General features: G+C 59.9%; 13 protein-coding genes. 6 read left to right on the top strand and 7 right to left on the bottom strand.

Going from position 1 to position 17,029, the window contains the following annotated elements:
* Window positions 1-100 precede the first annotated feature (100 nt).
* From ADJ70_RS09315 to nth, 7 genes are all read right to left on the bottom strand, one after another.
* The gene (locus ADJ70_RS09315; RefSeq protein ID WP_050340866.1) at window positions 101-469 is read right to left on the bottom strand and encodes a PH domain-containing protein; all 369 of its coding nucleotides are present in this window, start codon (window positions 467-469) and stop codon (window positions 101-103) included.
* 149 nt (window positions 470-618) lie between these two features.
* A complete protein-coding gene (locus ADJ70_RS09310; RefSeq protein ID WP_050340865.1) occupies window positions 619-1,071 on the bottom strand; it encodes a cysteine hydrolase family protein in 453 nt (150 codons plus the stop codon).
* A 467-nt stretch (window positions 1,072-1,538) separates the two neighbouring features.
* A complete protein-coding gene (locus ADJ70_RS09305) occupies window positions 1,539-2,204 on the bottom strand; it encodes a nitroreductase family protein (RefSeq protein ID WP_050340864.1) in 666 nt (221 codons plus the stop codon).
* 115 nt (window positions 2,205-2,319) lie between these two features.
* Window positions 2,320-2,943, bottom strand: coding sequence for a TetR/AcrR family transcriptional regulator (locus tag ADJ70_RS09300; protein ID WP_083443933.1), 624 nt, complete (start codon window positions 2,941-2,943; stop codon window positions 2,320-2,322).
* A gap of 247 nt (window positions 2,944-3,190) precedes the next feature.
* Entirely contained in the window at window positions 3,191-3,478 is a 288-nt protein-coding gene (locus tag ADJ70_RS09295) for a HigA family addiction module antitoxin (RefSeq protein WP_253273164.1), read from the bottom strand.
* Window positions 3,462-3,749: a type II toxin-antitoxin system RelE/ParE family toxin gene (locus tag ADJ70_RS14155; protein WP_083443931.1), complete on the bottom strand. Its 288-nt coding sequence runs from the start codon at window positions 3,747-3,749 to the stop codon at window positions 3,462-3,464. The genes ADJ70_RS09295 and ADJ70_RS14155 overlap by 17 nt, the downstream gene beginning before the upstream one ends.
* Before the next feature lie 184 nt (window positions 3,750-3,933).
* The gene (gene nth, locus ADJ70_RS09290; protein ID WP_050340862.1) at window positions 3,934-4,644 is read right to left on the bottom strand and encodes an endonuclease III; all 711 of its coding nucleotides are present in this window, start codon (window positions 4,642-4,644) and stop codon (window positions 3,934-3,936) included.
* A gap of 276 nt (window positions 4,645-4,920) precedes the next feature.
* Here nth and glgB point away from each other — a divergent pair, with 276 nt between their 5' ends.
* The 6 genes from glgB (at window position 4,921) to ADJ70_RS09260 (ending at window position 17,028) form a co-directional block, all read left to right on the top strand.
* Window positions 4,921-7,410 carry a 1,4-alpha-glucan branching protein GlgB gene (gene glgB, locus ADJ70_RS09285; protein WP_083443930.1) on the top strand — a complete coding sequence of 830 codons (2,490 nt, stop codon included), beginning with the start codon at window positions 4,921-4,923 and terminating at the stop codon, window positions 7,408-7,410.
* 91 nt (window positions 7,411-7,501) lie between these two features.
* On the top strand, window positions 7,502-9,940 hold the full coding sequence (locus tag ADJ70_RS09280; protein ID WP_050340861.1) for a glycogen/starch/alpha-glucan phosphorylase: 2,439 nt from the start codon (window positions 7,502-7,504) through the stop codon (window positions 9,938-9,940).
* A 43-nt stretch (window positions 9,941-9,983) separates the two neighbouring features.
* The gene (locus tag ADJ70_RS09275; protein WP_050340860.1) at window positions 9,984-11,132 is read left to right on the top strand and encodes a glucose-1-phosphate adenylyltransferase; all 1,149 of its coding nucleotides are present in this window, start codon (window positions 9,984-9,986) and stop codon (window positions 11,130-11,132) included.
* A gap of 3 nt (window positions 11,133-11,135) precedes the next feature.
* On the top strand, window positions 11,136-12,230 hold the full coding sequence (gene glgD, locus ADJ70_RS09270; protein ID WP_050340859.1) for a glucose-1-phosphate adenylyltransferase subunit GlgD: 1,095 nt from the start codon (window positions 11,136-11,138) through the stop codon (window positions 12,228-12,230).
* A gap of 19 nt (window positions 12,231-12,249) precedes the next feature.
* Window positions 12,250-13,740 (top strand): glycogen synthase GlgA, encoded by a 1,491-nt coding sequence (gene glgA, locus ADJ70_RS09265; RefSeq protein WP_050340858.1) that lies wholly within the window; start codon window positions 12,250-12,252, stop codon window positions 13,738-13,740.
* Between the two features lie 3 nt (window positions 13,741-13,743).
* Entirely contained in the window at window positions 13,744-17,028 is a 3,285-nt protein-coding gene (locus tag ADJ70_RS09260; protein ID WP_050340857.1) for a 4-alpha-glucanotransferase, read from the top strand.
* Window position 17,029: the final 1 nt, after the last annotated feature.

Below are 17,029 nucleotides of genomic sequence, written 5' to 3'. Positions count from 1 at the left end.
GGAGTGGCAGGGCGGATTGAGATGGGCACCAAGGACGCCAGGGTCTCTGACGGCCCCGGCTGCTCAGATGCCGCGCCTGGTGGTGGGCCTGTCTGAGTCCCTACAGCACGTGCTGGGCTATGATGGCGTCTATCTTGTTGAGGTCCACGCCACGCCGTATCCGTATTGCCATCAGTTCGCCGGACATCCATATGCGTAGCGTCGAGCTGAACTCAGTTATCTTGTTGGAGTTCACGAACGCCCAGGAGCTGACGGATTTCCAAGGAAGGGAATAGACCTCGGTCGACTTTCCCGTTATGGGCTCGATATCCTTGATGATGAGGCGACGGTTCGTCAGCACAGCCCTGTCCCGTATCGTCGTGAAGGCCGCAGCCGGCTCCTCGCCAGGCACGAGCATGCTGCCCATGTCCCTTGGGATGTCGCACTCTGACATGATTGTCCACTCCATGGCCGCGTCTACTTGTTGCATGGTCTCTTCTCCTTGAATTCTCATCCGCGCGCTTCTTGCGCCCGATAGCCCAAAGCCTACTCCAACTATCGCCGGGTCGTGACGGACCGTCGCGCCCATGCCTGCGAACTATGGTGGGCTTGTCGAGGCGTCACCTCTTGACGTTGTCTCTACCCGTTGGCGAGCTCTACGCCGGCGGCGCGAAGGCGTCGCTTCGTTTTCTCGAACGCGGCCTCGTTTCGAGATGCCACAGCTCGCACGTTGACCGTTGCGCCGAGACTGTTTGCAAGGGCGCCGAGGGCGGTCGCCTTCACGCAGTGGTTGCCGTCGATACCGATGATCTCGACCTCGTCGGCCCCCATGTCGCGCAGCGCCCGCAACAGGCCGGGATTCGAGAATGCGTTGGAGCGTTTCTTGTCAAACAATAGGTTCGAGACAACGTTGAGTCCCGCTCCCAGCTCCTTCTCCTTTGCGGATGGTTCCCAGGGCAGCTTGTTCACGATGTAGACGACGTTCTTGGGGGCATAGCGGCCGATGATGTCGTTGCAGGCCTCGATGAGTCCCTTGGTGTTGCGGCCCTTCATAACGTCGGTCTGGACGTCGACGACCAGCAGTGCTCTCATGGTGGTCCTTTCAGGTGCGAGGCCTGTCGGATAGATGCGGGACCTGTCAGGCCTTGGGTGGATAGGGCGTGGCAAGCATACTACATACCCGTGCCGCTAGGGCCAAACTGCACTTTTTGGTGAGGTGCCGCCCGCAAAATGCGCCTTTCTGTGAGGCGGCGGGCCCAGACTGCGCCTTTCCGTGAGGTGCCAACTCCAGAGTGCGCCTTTCCGTGAGGTGCCGCCACGTTTGCCCAGGTGAGGAAAAGCGCACTCTACGGAAAAGCGCATTCTGGGCGCGGGCCCTCACGGAAAAGCGCATTCTCCAGCCGATGCCTCACCGAAAAGCGCAGTCTGCATCCACAACCCGCTCGTCGCGCTGTGGGAGTCGTGCACGTATGCACTTCATGCACTTCGTGTGTCACAACGTGCAACCATACCTGCGCGGACAGGCAGGACCTCGTTGTAATGCTATCGGGTAGTCCCTGTCAGTCGCCCCAGCTGAAGTTCTCCCTCCCAGCACCAGCCTCGAAGTGGTACGTGACGATACCGCGATCGACGTTGGAGCACGGGCCGTTGTCATACTTGAGACTGACCTTGTCTCCCGCCCCGTCTATGTGAAACGCCTGCCTGTTCATAGCTGTTGGGGCCAGCAGTGCCGCCTCGACGCCTTCCGTGAACCAGGCGGGCGCCGTTCCCGCATAGGAACTCACCTCGCTGGCAGCCTTTGACTTGTGGGGTACCCCCTGGGTGGTTCCGTAGCCCAAGGCGATGACGCCTACGATCTTCCCGTTGACGCCGGCGGCTCGCGCAGCTCTCTTGGGACTGTACGTTCCGCCGACAAACCAGCTGTTCAGGCCAAGTTCTTGTGCGAACAGCATAAGGTCGGCCCCGCACCATCCCAGGCGCTCTTCGATGCCAGGCCCATCCGTACCAGCCATGACCAGGTAGTTTCTTACGTTCTTGGACATGAATAGCTTGGCTAGGAGGTTGAGGCAGCTGCTGTCTTCCCTGACCAGTCGTATGTTGGTCGCGTGCTCCTCGTTGAGCCGCTGTACACGCTCGTTGAGCTGGGTGGCTGTGCTCTCGAGCAGCGGCTCTGTGGTGTATCTGCGCACCGTGTGGCGGTCGCGCATCGCCTTGCTTATGGACATAATGCTCCTATCTCCCCTTCAAGGGGGTGATGACATGAGACCGTACACGACGATATGAGACCTTGCATGATGACATGAGATCGCATGCATGATATTTCATGAGACTACAGCGAGGTTAGGGCGCCTCGGCGCATAAGGGGTGGCTTGTACCTCCTCGATCATGCACCTCTCTGTTCGCGCAACTTGATCCCGCATGCTCGAGAAACGACTCGAACGCAGCACTCAGGTACTCCATGAGTTCTCCATCGGAGAATCCTGCTCCCACGGCCAGCATGCTCGCGAAGCCGTGCGTGTACACCATCATGTCGATGTACAGAGCGTGCGCAGCGGCAGGCGTCAGGTTGTAGCGCTCCGAGATCTCCTCTTCTACACCCGGCTGCGAGACACGGGAAAAGAATTGCTCGATGCTTCTCGCGCTCATATATTGGGAGTGGTAGAGAAATTCGAAGAGCCTCGGCTCCTCTTGGGCGATTCTGATGTGGGCCAGTCCGTTCGACTCAAAGACGGTCTTCGCGTCGTGGGCATGCATCCTGTTGTATTCGGCCACCCACTCAAGCGCTCTCTCATACAGCGACTCCATGAGTCCTTCCATTCCACCAAACCGGCTGTAGAGCGGCTGGGCCGAGCAGCCTGCGGCGTCTGCCACCCTCCGCGCAGTCACGGACTTGTAGTCGTTGCGCATTACGATGCCAAGTGCCGCGTCGAGTACCTCATCCTCACTAAAGCGCTGTCGTCCCATACGACGGTCCTGTTCAATAACATCTGTAATATTACAATCGTTATATTACAGATGAAAAAGAACTCTGTCAAGCGATTGCCTGCGGCCACCTGTGGTCATCCGCTATGTTTGCATGATCGCTGTGCTGTGGCACGCGCCACAGGTTCATCGAGAAAAGCGCAAGGCAAACCAGCTTGACGATCTGCAGACACACCCACCCTGCTAACGTACAGTCAAATGGCTTGCCGCACCTGATTTGTGTGCGGTGCTAGACGGCCAGCTTCTCCACGACGGGCATCCGTGTCGTATCGAGCGTCTTCAGCTCGTATGCCGTCTCTAGATTCAGCCAGAACTGAGCCGTGGTACCGAGCGCCTCTCCCAGCAGCCATGCCATCTCTGCCGTGATGGCGCGTCGTCCGTGGACGATGTCGGACAGGGCCGACTGGGGCCTTCCGATCGCCTTGGCCAAACGGTACTGGCTAATACCCATGGGCTCGAGAAACTCCTCCAGCAAGATCTCCCCGGGAGTCGAGACGAAATCATATATGGTAGCCACAGAACTCAACCCCTCTCGCTTCGCCGCTCTCCCATGTGAAGCACAACCTCCACTGATCGCTGATTCTGACGCAGCGTTGACCCGAACGACTTCCATCGACGTCCTCGAGTCGTTTTCCGGGAGGAATGCGCAAGTCATCCAGCTTGCTTGCTGCGTCCAAGATCTGCAACGTGCGGTAAACTGCTCTTCGTACGCTCGGGGGGACTCGTCTTGGGGGAAACGATACGGGGTCGTCCCAAAATAGGGCCAAGTCCTTGTCCGCAAATTGCATCTGGTCTCCCAGGTTCCGTCTCGTAGTTGCGATGCTACTGTATTTCGGCAGTATTGTCAACAGCACCGTTGGTAAACGTACTGCATGAGGACGAATACCATATGAGGATGGGGAACGTGCCAATCCACACCCGTCTTTTACGTCCGTCCCTTTGGCCGCGCCGGCCCCTTTGGTTGCGCAGTTCCTACGGTTTCGCGCCGACGCTGCCCTTTCGACGACGCCGCCTTGCCGTGGGGTTACCGTTGACCTTGAATGCCGAGGGACAGATGTCTGCGCAGGGGCAGCTGCCGCACTGGGGATGCTGGGCCGTACAGGTCTCTCGTCCAAAGTGGATCCACTGCTCGTTGACTGGTCCCCAGAGCTTGCGTGGGAGCAGCTCGAGCAGGTCCTGCTCGGCGGCAAGAGGTGTGGGGGCGCTCGTGAACTTGAGCCTGACCGCGATGCGGTACACATGCGTGTCGACGGCGATGCCGTCCACGACGCCGAAGGCCTTGTTGAGTACGATGTTGGCGGTCTTTCTCCCCACCCCCGGCAGGCGCACGAGCCCGTCCATCGTATGAGGCACCTCGCCCCCATAGTCGCCCATGATCGCCTGTGACGTGCCCACGCAGTGCTTCGCCTTCGAGCGCCAGAAGCCGATGCTGCGGATGACCTCTCCCAGCTCACCGATGTCGGCCTGAGCCATGGCGGCCGCATCTGGCCAGCGCCTGAAGAGCTCGGGCGTCACCTTGTTCACGGCGGCGTCCGTCGTCTGCGCGGAGAGAAGCACGCAGATTACCAACTCGAAGGGGTTTGTGAAGTCGAGTGCACTCCTAACGTGGGGATAGATCCTGCCCATGCGTCGGCAGAACTCGATGGCACGTTCTCGCTTGGATGTCTTTGACTCTCGTGGCATGCCGCTCCTCTCGCGAACCTGTATTCATTGTATCCGCCTGACGTGGCGCGGCAGCGCGGCATCTGGCGTTGTGCCGACGGCCTGCCACCCGCGCCTCCGATGCGTGCGACGGCCTCTGCCTGCAAGCTGTCCAGAAAAGCGACCGTTCCAAAAAAGTCGACATTTCCAGAGGAAAAGTGAAATAGAATACGTGTTATGGTCTTATGCTAGGCGTTGTATGCGCCTCTCGTCCTACACCAAGGCCCGCGCTGGGGCCGCAAGCCAGGGAGGATATACATGAGCGTTCCCATAGAGAATCTGCTCATTACCAAGGACGACCTCTACATGATGGGAGAGGGCCGCTGGTATCGCAGCTACGAGAAGCTAGGAAGCCATCCTGCGACGACGTTGGGCGTCGAGGGCTATAACTTTGCCGTCTGGGCACCCGACGCCAAGAGCGTCCGGGTCATCGGCGAGTTCAACGACTGGAGTCAGGAGGGGATCTACCTGGAGCCCACCAAGACGGGCGGCATCTGGCGGGGCTTCATCGAGGGTGTGCAGGAGGGCCAGCTCTACAAGTACCTCATCGAGACACCAAACGGCGACTTACTTTACAAGGCAGATCCCTACGCGTTCAGCGCCGAGTGCCCTCCGGGGACGGCGTCGCGCACCGCTGACATCGAGGGCTATGAGTGGACCGACGGCGCTTACCTGAAGAGGCGGGCAAAGCGCACGATGCTCAAGGAGCCACTCAACATCTTTGAGGTGCACCTGGGCAGCTGGAAGCGCCACGACGACGGCCTTGCGGGAAATGGTGATCCCGATAGCGACGATCACAGCGGCTCGTACCTCAGCTACGACGAGCTGTCCGTTGAGCTCGTGGATTACGTCAAGCAGATGGGTTACTCCCATATCGAGGTCCTGCCCGTCATGGAGCATCCCTTTGACGGCTCCTGGGGCTACCAGGTGACGGGCTACTATGCGCCCACCAGCCGCTATGGCACGCCCAAGCAGCTCAAGCACTTCATCGACGCCTGCCACGAGGCCAACATCGGCGTTATCCTTGACTGGGTGCCCGGTGGCTTCTGCCGCGACGAGCACGGTCTCGTGCACTTTAACGGCGGAAAGCTCTACGAGAAGGAAGAGCACCCCAACTGGGGTACCTTCAAGTTCGACCTAGGGCGCCCGGAGGTCCGCACCTTCCTGATATCGAATCTCCTCTACTGGATAGGCGAGTACCATGCCGACGGCATGCGCATGGATGGGGTCACGTCGATGCTCTACCTCAACTTTGGTATCGACGATCCCAGGCTCAAGAAGTTTAACGAGAAGGGGACCGAGGAGGACTTCGTCTCCATCGAGTTTGTTCGGGAGTGCAACGACACCGTGGGCAAGTACTATCCCGACGTCATGATGATCGCCGAGGAGTCTACGGCCTGGCCGCTCGTCACCTATCCCTCCTCCGATGGTGGCCTGGGCTTCCACTTCAAGTGGGACATGGGGTGGATGAACGACACCCTGCATTACATACAGACCGACTTCCCGTGGCGCCCCGGCAACCACAAGCTCCTCACCTTCTCGGCCATGTACCAGTTCAACGAGAACTTCGTGCTGCCCCTCTCGCACGACGAGGTCGTGCACGGCAAGTGCTCGCTCATCACCCGTCAGCCCGGCGACTACTGGCGCGAGTTCGCCGGCATGAGGACGCTCGCCTTCTACCAGATGACCCACTGTGGGGGCAAGCTCAACTTCATGGGCAACGAGATCGCGCAGTTCATCGAGTGGCGCTACTACGAGGGCATCGAGTACTTCTTGACCGAGCAGTACGAGAGCCACGCGAACCAGCAGCGGTTCGTGGCGACGCTCAACAGGTTCTACAACGAGCACCCTGCGCTTTGGCAGAACGCCTATACGGAGGAGGGCTTCGAGTGGATCGATCCGGATGACGCCGAACAGTCGGTCATCAGCTTTGTGCGCAAGGGGGATGACCCCAAGGACGACCTTGTCATCGTCATCAACTTTGACGTGAACCCGCATGAGGACTTCAAGCTTGGGCTGCCGAGGGAGGGGTACTGGGTCGAGGCCTTCAACTCCGACAGCAGCGAGTTTGGCGGCTCGGGCGTGACGAACGAGGGCGTGCGTTTTGCCTCCGAAGAGGAGCCCTGGAACGACCGAGACCAGTCCATCGAGCTGCGTCTCCCGCCGCTCGCAGGCTTGATCCTGCGCTACGACGGTCCGCTTCCCCCAAAGAAGAAGGTGGCTGCGGGCAGCAAGAAGGGCGCACAGGACAAGACCGAGGCTGAGGCCGGCGTCACGATAGAGTCTGAGGTCGCAGCTGAGCCCGAGAAGCCCGAGAAGCCCGCAGCACCGGCAACGTCCCCCTCAAAGGACGCAAAGCCCGCAGTGCTCGCAAAGGCACCCAAGGCCGAGAAGCCCGCAGTCACGCCCAAGGCCGCCTCTAAGGCCGTGGCAAAGAGATCAGACGTCAAGCTTGAGAAGGTCACCGCCACGAGGCCTGCGGCCAGCGCTGCGGCGAAGGCCACCGCAGCTCCAGGTACTGCGAAGAAGGCTGGGGCCACACGGTCGGCCGACTCGACCAAGGGAGCCTCCTCTACGGCGTCTGCGAGCGAGAAGAGTGGCACAAAGGCGAAGAAGACCTCCAGCACTGCCCCGAGCACTACCAAGAAGGCATCCGCTGCGAAGGGGGCTGTCAGCGCGAAGAGTCCTGTGACTACTGCGAAGAAAGGTACTGCTTCTGAGAAGACTTCTCAAAAAACGGTTAAGTAGGCTTCAGGAGGTGTCACAATAGAGTGGTACGGGTGGGCGGGTCGTCAGTTTGAGGCGGCCCGTTCGCCATAATCACGTGAGAGGCATTGTAATGGCACAGGAGCTCTTCACCAATAGACTTTTTGACGACGTCGATGACTTCGTCGCCCAATACCGCGAGGCATGCAAGACCACCTTCGCAAAGAACTATGAGGATCTTGTCGAGTGTGATCGCTACTTTGTACTGGTCAACTTGATCGCTCGCAAGTCACGCAACATCAAGGCCGCAATGGACATCTCTGACGAGAAGCAGGTTTACTACTTCTCCATCGAGTTTCTCCTCGGACCTCTGCTTGACAACTACCTGCTCAACCTTGGCTGCCGCGACATCGTGAAGGAGGGCTGCGAGCGGCTGGGTTCCTCCTTGGATACCATGGAGGCCCAGGAGAGTGACCCCGGGCTTGGCAACGGTGGCCTCGGACGACTTGCTGCGTGTTTCATGGACTCCATGGCAGCGCTGGGAATCAACGGACATGGCAACGGCATGCGTTACCGATACGGCCTCTTCAGACAGGAGATCGTGGACGGTCGTCAGGTCGAGCGAATGGACAATTGGCTCGCCCGCGGCTATCCCTGGGAGACGCGCAAGGAGGAATCCTCCGTCATCGTGCAGTTTGGCGGCGAGGTCGTGCGTCACGAGGAGAACGGCCGCTATTGGTTTACCCATGAGGGTGGGCAGCGCGTGAAGGCCGTGCCCTACGACGTCCCTCTCATCGGCTATGGCGGAAACACGGTTAACAACCTGCGCATCTGGAGCGCCGAGCCCGCAAGCGAGGACTTCGATCTGCAGGCTTTCAATGCGGGTGACTACGCGCAGGCGATGCGCTTTCAGTCAGACGTCGAGGCCATCAGCCAGATACTCTATCCTAACGACGCGGGCGAGCACGGGAGGCTGCTCCGTCTTAAGCAGGAGTACCTCTTTGTGAGCGCTGGCCTCCAGACGATACTTCGCAGCTACGAGAAGAGGCACGGGGCCGACTGGAAGCATCTTCCCAACTACGTCGCCATCCACACCAATGACACGCACCCCGCGATGTGTGGTCCTGAGCTCATGCGCATTCTCGTGGACGAGAAGGGCGTCGACTTTGACCTCGCCCTCAAGATCACCCTTGCCACGATCTCCTACACTAACCACACGATCATGCCCGAGGCCCTGGAGAGGTGGCCCATCAACATCTTCCGTGAGCTGCTGCCCCGTCTCTACATGATCATCGACACGGTCGACCTGCGCTATCGCAACAGTTTCCCCCACGATAGGGACAACTGGCAGGATCTGCTCCAGCAGACGGCCATCCTCTGGGACGGCCAGGTGCGTATGGCGAACCTCTCCGTCAGGTTCTCCCACTCGGTGAACGGCGTCTCGGAACTGCATACGGGCATTCTCGAAGACACGACCCTCAACGCCTTCTATGAGCTTACACCCGAGAAGTTCAACAACAAGACCAACGGCATCTCGCACCGCCGCTTCCTCGGCAACGCCAATCCCACCTACTCGAGCCTGATCTGCGACGCGATCGGTGACGGGTGGCTGCGCGATGCGACGGAGCTCTCCAAACTCACGGCCTTCGAGGATGATCCTTCCTTTCAGGAGGGGTTCGAGCGGGCCCGCAGCTGGAACAAGCGGCGTCTTGCCGACTACGTCAAGAAGACCTCCGGCGTCTTGCTTGACACCTCGATGGTCTTTGACGTCCAGGTCAAACGCTTCCACGCCTACAAGCGCCAGCTGCTCAACATCATGAAGGTCATGGCCCTGCGCGAGCGAATCCACGATGATCCCACCCTTGAGCTGCGCCCGACGGCCTTCATCTTCTCGGGTAAGGCGGCACAGAGCTACTTCTTTGCCAAGGAGGTCATCCGCCTCATCAATGCCGTCGCCGACGTCGTCAACAATGACCCCATAGTCAACGACAGGATACGCGTCGCCTTCGTGCCCAACTTCTCCGTCTCTAACGCGCAGCTCATCTATCCTGCGGCTGATATCTCGGAGCAGATCTCGTGGGCGGGCTCGGAGGCCTCCGGTACCTCCAACATGAAGCTCATGATGAACGGCGCCATCACCTTGGGCACCTATGATGGCGCCAACATCGAGATAGCCCAGCTCGTTGGCGAAGACAACATCAAGATCTTCGGCCTGCGCACCGAGGAGGTCGACAAGCTCCGAGCTGAGGGTGGCTACTTTGCCTGGGACTTCTATAACAAGTATCATGACAGTATCGGCAGGATCGTTGATCGACTTACCGACGACACGTACGCGCGTCTCTCGGGCAACTTCCAGAGCGTCCGCGACGAGCTCATGGTGAACAACGACCACGATCTTGTGCTGGCGGACTATGCTTCCTACATCGAGGCTTGGGAGGAGCTCAGTGAGGCGTACGGTGAGCGCCGCTCGTGGAACCGTTCGGCGATTCATAACACGTCTCAGTCGGGATATTTCTCCAGCGACCGAACAATACGTGAGTATGCGTCGGAAATTTGGCATATTGGTGAATAGGCACCATCTGGCAAAGGCACCGGAAACCGAAAGGGGAGATGTTATGAGCAAGAAGGAGTGCATCGCAATGCTTCTTGCCGGCGGACAGGGGAGCAGGCTTGGGGCCCTCACAAAGGATGTGGCGAAGCCAGCTGTCTCGTTTGGTGGCAAGTACCGCATCATCGACTTCGCGCTGTCAAACTGCGCGAACTCGGGGATCAAGACGGTGGGGGTACTCACGCAGTATCGTCCGTACCTGCTTCACTCGTATCTGGGGACCGGCGGTGCCTGGAATCTAGACGAGAGCGACGGTGGCGTCTCCATCCTGCCTCCGTACGCCACCCAGACGGGAGGGGCGTGGTATGCGGGCACGGCCGACGCCGTGACGCAGAACATCGGCTTCATCGAGCAGCATGATCCCGAGTACGTCTTGATCCTCTCGGGCGATCAGCTCTACAACATGGACTATCAGGCCATGCTCGACAACCACAAGAGGCATGAGGCCGATCTCACCGTTGCCGTCATGCCCGTTCCCTGGGAGGAGGCATCCCGCTTCGGAATCATCACGCAGGACGACGACGAGAAGATCCTCAAGTTCACCGAGAAGCCCAATAAGCCAGACAGCAACCTGGCCTCGATGGGCATCTACATCTTTAATACCGAACTTTTGGTCAGCACCCTCAAGGAGGATGCGATCGACCAGGCCTCCGAGCATGACTTCGGAAACGACATCATCCCGAAGCTGCTCGCGGACGGCAAGCGTCTCTACACCTACGAGTACAACGGATTCTGGCGCGACGTGGGCACCATCTCGTCCTACCACGAGACGAGCATGGACCTTCTGGGGTCCAACCCCGACTTCGACCTGTTCGATACCAAGGCCCCCATCATGAGCAACGCCTCCACAAGGCCGCCCGCCTACATTGGTCCTGACGGTGCCATAGATGACTGCCTGGTGGGCAATGGCGCCACCGTCTACGGCAAGGCACGCCACTCGATCATCTCGACCGATGCCCACGTGGGCGAGCGTACCATCGTCGAGGACTCCGTGCTGCTGCCGGGCGCCTGCGTCAAGGACGGGGCTCACATCGTCCGTGCCATCCTAGGCGAGAACTCCGTCGTCGAGGAGGACGTCGTGCTTGGGAGCGTCGATCAGACCCGCGACACCGCCGTCATCGGAAACAACGTCGTTGTTGGAAAGGGGGAGGAGTAGAGCATGGATAAGACCATCGGCATCATCACCGCTAACTACTCCACAAAGTACCCGACCGTCCTCTCTGAGGCTCGCCCTGTGGCATCCATGCCCTTCCTCGGCCGCTACCGTGTGGTGGACTTTGCGCTCTCCAACATGGTCAACTGCGGTATACGGACGGTCGGCATGATCATGCCCTACAACTACCGCTCGCTGATCGACCACATTGGGTCGGGACGCGACTGGGACCTGAACCGCAAGAAGGGTGGTCTTTTCATCCTGCCCGGCTCGGCCTTCGGGACCTCGCGCACGGGTTCGCGCTTCCTCTTGCGTGACCTTGCCCACAACAAGGTCTACATGCAGCGCGGTAGCTCCGAGCTGTGCATCATCACCTCAGCGAGCTTCGTCTTCAACATGGACTACGGTCAGCTCGCCGACGCCCACCGCGAGTCGGGCGCCGATATCACGGTCCTCACCAAGACCGCCGAGGGCAAGGACGTCGACGTCACGGGCTTCAACGTCGAGGATGGTCGCGTCAAGGGTCTCAAGCATGGCGTCGACTTCGGCGACACCGCCTTCCTCGACTGTTTCGTGATCGGCCGTGACCTGCTCCTGCAGATGCTCGAGTGGTACGCCCAGACCGACTACCTTGACCTCTTCGAGGCGCTGGGCACCGACTACGGCCGCGTCAAGGTTCAGACCTACGACTATGATGGCTATGCGGCTCCGATCTTCAACAAGGACAGCTACTTTAAGGCCAACATGGACCTTCTCGACCCCAAGATCTCGGTCGAGCTCTTCCCGCCCGACCGTCCGGTCCGCACGAAGGCGCATGACAACGCTCCCGCGAAGTTCGAGAGTGGCTCGCATGTGTGCAACTCCCGCATCTCGGGCAGCTGCCGCATCTATGGCACGGTCTACAACTCCATCTTGGGCAGAGGCGTTACGGTTGCGAGCGGCGCTACCGTCAACAACGCGATCGTTATGCAGAGCTGTGTGATCGAGAGCGGCGCTCGTGTCGAGAACGCGATCGTCGACCGTAACAACGTCGTCCCGGAGAGAACCGAGCTCAGGGGTACCCCGGACGCCTTGTTCATCAAGGAAAAGGGTGACGAGTAGTCACAGGTAGGGGAACATCATGGCTGATAGCGTCAGGAGAAAGATAAGGATTCTGTTTGCCGCCTCCGAAGCTGTCCCGTTCGTGAAGACGGGCGGCCTCGGCGACGTGGCAGGCTCGCTACCCGTCGCCCTCAAGGCTGCGGGCGCGAAGGTGTCGGTGATCCTGCCTAAATACAGCTTCATCCCGCAGGAATATAAGGAGCAGATGCAGCACATCGCCGATTTCTACGTGCCCCTCTCCTGGAGGAGCGTCTACTGCGGCATCGAGAAGCTCAACTACGAAGGCGTCGACTTCTACTTCGTGGATAATGAGGCCTACTTCAAGCGCGACAGCGCCTACGGCTACTTTGACGACGGTGAGCGCTATGCCTTCTTCTCGAAGGCGATCTGCGAGGCCATCGCACTTCTGCCCGAGCTGCAGGTGGACATCCTGCACTGTAACGACTGGCAGGCTGCGCTCGCCCCGGTCTTCATCCGGGAGTTCTACCAAGGTTCAGACGCCTGTCGGAACGTCAAGACGATCTTCACTGTCCACAACGTGAAGTTTCAGGGGCAGTACTCCGACAAGATGCTCTCCGACGTCCTTGGGCTGGCCGACAACCCCACGGCGGCGGGGCAGCTCTACTGCGATCGGGACTCCATCAATTTCATGAAGGGTGCGCTCTGCTACTCTGACATCATCACCACGGTGAGCCCGAGCTATGCGAGCGAGCTGCAGATGCCCTTCTTTGGCGAGGGGATGGATGGTATCTTCCGCCGCCGTTCCAACGTGCTGCACGGCATTCTGAATGGCATTGACCAGCATGTCTGGAACCCCGAGACCGACGAGATGATCCCTGAGAAGTACAGCATCGCGACCCTTGCGAAGAAGGCCAAGAACAAGAAGGCCCTCCAGCAGGAACTTGGACTCAGGCAGGACCCGGAGCGTCCGCTCGTGGTCATGATCGGGCGCCTCACCAACCAGAAGGGCTTAGGACTCGTACGCTACGCGATGAACCGGCTCATGGAGCGCTGCGTCCAGGTGGCCATACTTGGTACGGGCGACAAAGACCAGGAGGACGCGTTCAAGTACTTTGCGTGGACCTACGGCGACATGATGAGCGCCTACATCGCCTTCGACGACGCGCTCAGCCACCGTATGTATGCCGGCGGTGACATCCTGCTGATGCCATCTGAGTTCGAGCCCTGTGGTCTTTCTCAGATGATCGCCATGCGCTATGGAACGCTGCCGGTCGTACGTGAGACGGGTGGCCTGCAGGACTCGGTGATGCCCTACAATCAGTACACGGGTGAGGGCACGGGCTTCCGCTTCGCGAACATGAACGCGGACGAGATGGCAGACTGCCTCCTTAATGCTTGCGAAGTCTTCTGGACTAATAAGGATGCTTGGGTTAAGCTACAGAAGCAGGCAATGAAGACGGACTTCTCATGGAGTCGTGCGGCAGATGAGTACCTTGGCATCTACTACGACCTCCATCCCGAGATAGTCAGGTACGACCAAAAGAGGTAGGTTTTGAGAGCTAGGCACGTTACTTCTGAGGGTATGTATAGGGAACCCTTCGGTGCTGTCCAGATGGGCAGCACCGTTTCTCTGGCCATAGACGTCTGGGACGAGCCCGATGCACGATGTTCGCTGCGTCTGTGGACCGACGAGAAGGGCGAGGAGCTCATCGACATGGTGGGCGAGAGGATGGACGGGTTCCTGCGCTTTTCGGTGAGCTTCAGTCCCGAGGGTCCCGAGATCATCTGGTACAGCTTCCGCATCACGGCAGCCGACGGCTCGGTCTGGCGCTACGGTGCCTCCTGCGAGCACGGCTGCGGTGAGGGAGCCTTCGTCTTCGGCGAGCCACCGTCGTTTCAGATCACGGTTTATGACCCAGAGCGCGAGATCATTCCCGAGTGGTACAAGCGCGGCGTCGTCTACCAGATCTTTCCAGACCGCTTCGCACGCGGGAAGGGCTGGCGCGAGCAGGTCGAGGCAGACATGGCCAGGCCCTACACTGGCCCCACGCGTCGCCTGGTCGAGGACTGGAACGCCTATCCCCGATACGAGAAGGACGCGAGCGGCAGGATCGCCGCTTGGGACTTCTATGGCGGCACGCTTGAGGGCATCCGCGAGAAGCTTCCCTACCTCGAGGGGCTCGGCATCACGATCATCTACCTTAATCCCATCTTCTCGGCGGCGTCCAACCACCGCTATGACACTGCCGACTATCTGCACATCGACGCAGCACTCGGTACAGAGGAGGACTTCTCGCGCCTCTGCGCGGATGCGGCGTCACACGGCATCTCGATTATCCTCGATGGCGTGTTCAACCACGTGGGTGCGGACTCCATCTACTTCAACCGTGCGGGCATCTATCCCGACCTCGGCGCCTATCAGGGTGAGAACTCGCTCTACCGCAGCTGGTTCACCTTTAACGGGGATGGAAGCTACGAGAGTTGGTGGGGTATTGATGACCTGCCGGCCGTGCGCGAGGACTGTCCGGAGTTTCGCGAGCTCATCTGTGGGCATGATGGCGTGGTGCGCAAGTGGCTGCGCCTGGGTGCCCGTGGCTGGAGGCTCGATGTGGCCGATGAGCTCTCTGACGAGTTTCTGAGGGACATCAAGAGCGCCGCCTTGGCTGAGCGCGAGGATGCCGTCGTCATAGGGGAGGTGTGGGAGGACGCCACCAACAAGTATGCCTACGGCACGCTGCGTAAGTATTTCCAGGGCGGGGAGCTTGACGGCACGATGAACTACCCCTTGCGCAGGGCGATCCTGCGCTTCCTCACGGGTGAGGCCACGGCCGGCGAGTTCGTCAAGAAGATGGAGTCACTCTACGAGAACTACCCGCGCGAGAACTTCATGAGCGAGCTCAACCTCCTTGGCAGCCATGACAGGATCCGCCTGCTCACCATACTGGGAAACGCCCCCAGGGCAAGGGACCTGGACGATGAGCAGCGCTATCGCTATCGCTTGAGCGACGGACAGCACAGTCTTGCCGTGAGCAGGCTCTGGATCGCGGCGCTCCTTCAGATGTGCATGCCTGGTGTTCCGAGCGTCTACTACGGGGACGAGGCGGGTCTTGAGGGCTTCTCGGACCCCTACTGTCGCGCTCCCTTTCCCTGGGGCGCCATCAACCAGGACTGCTTCACCATCTACCGCAACGCCATCGCCCTGAGGCGTTCGCTTCCCGCGCTCACGGACGGTGACTTCGAACCCTTTGCGCCTAACGATGACGTCTTGGGCCTCTGGCGTCGCAACGGGGTCGGCAAGATTTGCGTGCTCGTGAACGCCTCGCTCACCCAGTCCCATACCGTGCGAGTGAAGGTGGGGGATCTGCGTGCGGATGACGTCGTCTCGGGCCGCCCCTGCGAGACGAAGGACGGCGAGGTGGAGGTCTTCCTCTGGCCGCTTGGCTCCACCGTCCTCGACCTCCATGAGGAGCAGCGCCTACAGGTTCCTATGGAGCGGGGGATGGGCGTGCTCTGCCACATAAGCTCCCTTCCCAACATCTACACGTCAGAGCGACTCGGTAGCCTGGGCGAGCCGGCGCTTCGCTTCGTCGATATGCTCGTGAAGGCGGGCATCCGCTACTGGCAGGTCCTGCCTGTGAACCCCACGGATGCCTTCGGCTCGCCCTACGCGGGTCTCTCGGCCTTTGCCGGCAACATATCGCTCATGTGGGGCGTGGACGCCGAGGGTCCTACTGCGTTGCATGCTGACTTCGAGGGCTCCCCTGAGCTCAGGCGCTTCATCGAGGACAACGAGGATTGGCTCTTGCCCTACGCTACCTTCCGTGCGATCAAGGGCAGGGTGGGTGACGAGAAGCCTTGGCAAGAGTGGTCTCAAAAGTACCAGACATGGAGTAGTGAGCTCGCGGGCAGAAAGGAACTTGTGGCCGGCGTCCGTCGCGAACTGGCCCTGCAGTACTCCTTCATGCAGCAGTGGGGCGACTTGCATCGCTACGCCAACGAGCGAGGCATCAAGATCATCGGTGACATGCCCATGTACGTCTCGGCGGACTCTGCGGATGTCTGGGCCGAACGCGACATCTTTGCGCTCGATAAAAAGGGCTATCCAAGCGAGGTAGCAGGCACGCCTCCGAGCAGCGCTGGCGATGCGGGGCAGATCTGGGGCAACCCCACCTATCGCTGGCACCACCTGCGCGAGACCGGCTACGAGTGGTGGATGCGTCGTCTGGAGCGTAGCTTCGAGCTCTACGACTACGTGCGCCTGGACCACTTCTTGGGCTTCTCGTCCTACTACTCGATCCCTACGGGTCGACAGGCGGCCGATGGCAGGTGGAACTTTGGGCCGGGTCTCGACCTGTTCCAGAAGGCCTACGATCGGTTTGGACCTTTGCCCTTCGTGGCCGAGGACCTCGGTTCCATCACGCCGGCGGTACGCTCGCTCCTCTCGAAGACGGGCTTTCCTGGCATGGACGTGATCCAGTTTGCGAACGAGGACGTTCGCAGTGGGTATCACCCCGCCCCGGGCAAGCTGGTCTACACCTCGACGCATGATACCCACACGCTGCTCGGCTGGGTCGAAGAGCATTTTGGTTTTGACAAGAACGATCCGGAACAGCTGCGTGAGGCCTTGGTGCTTGCGGAGAGTCTCACCTACGAATGCCTCCTGAGCGACGCCAACGTGGTGGTGATCCCCTTGCAGGACCTGCTTTTGTGCGATGACCAGGCACGTATGAATGTGCCAGGCGAGACTGCGGACAACTGGTCGTGGCAGGCGGAATCGGATGCCCTCGAGAACGCGAGTAGGGTGATGGATGCGTTCATTAAGGGGAGCGGCAGGTAGT

Origin of the sequence: Olsenella sp. oral taxon 807 (assembly GCF_001189515.2) — a bacterium.
GTDB lineage: Bacteria > Actinomycetota > Coriobacteriia > Coriobacteriales > Atopobiaceae > Olsenella_F.
Note: the sequence above shows the minus strand (reverse complement) of the source record. Positions and strands in the feature narration are given on the sequence as shown.

Excerpts from the sequence above, each read along its gene's own strand:
- ADJ70_RS09315 (WP_050340866.1), bottom strand. The coding sequence starts at position 469 with ATGCAACAAGTAGACGCGGCCATGGAGTGGACAATCATGTCAGAGTGC.
- ADJ70_RS09310 (WP_050340865.1), bottom strand. The coding sequence starts at position 1,071 with ATGAGAGCACTGCTGGTCGTCGACGTCCAGACCGACGTTATGAAGGGC.
- ADJ70_RS09305 (WP_050340864.1), bottom strand. The coding sequence starts at position 2,204 with ATGTCCATAAGCAAGGCGATGCGCGACCGCCACACGGTGCGCAGATAC.
- ADJ70_RS09300 (WP_083443933.1), bottom strand. The coding sequence starts at position 2,943 with ATGGGACGACAGCGCTTTAGTGAGGATGAGGTACTCGACGCGGCACTT.
- ADJ70_RS14155 (WP_083443931.1), bottom strand. The coding sequence starts at position 3,749 with ATGCAATTTGCGGACAAGGACTTGGCCCTATTTTGGGACGACCCCGTA.
- nth (WP_050340862.1), bottom strand. The coding sequence starts at position 4,644 with ATGCCACGAGAGTCAAAGACATCCAAGCGAGAACGTGCCATCGAGTTC.
- glgB (WP_083443930.1), top strand. The coding sequence starts at position 4,921 with ATGAGCGTTCCCATAGAGAATCTGCTCATTACCAAGGACGACCTCTAC.
- ADJ70_RS09280 (WP_050340861.1), top strand. The coding sequence starts at position 7,502 with ATGGCACAGGAGCTCTTCACCAATAGACTTTTTGACGACGTCGATGAC.
- ADJ70_RS09275 (WP_050340860.1), top strand. The coding sequence starts at position 9,984 with ATGAGCAAGAAGGAGTGCATCGCAATGCTTCTTGCCGGCGGACAGGGG.
- glgD (WP_050340859.1), top strand. The coding sequence starts at position 11,136 with ATGGATAAGACCATCGGCATCATCACCGCTAACTACTCCACAAAGTAC.
- glgA (WP_050340858.1), top strand. The coding sequence starts at position 12,250 with ATGGCTGATAGCGTCAGGAGAAAGATAAGGATTCTGTTTGCCGCCTCC.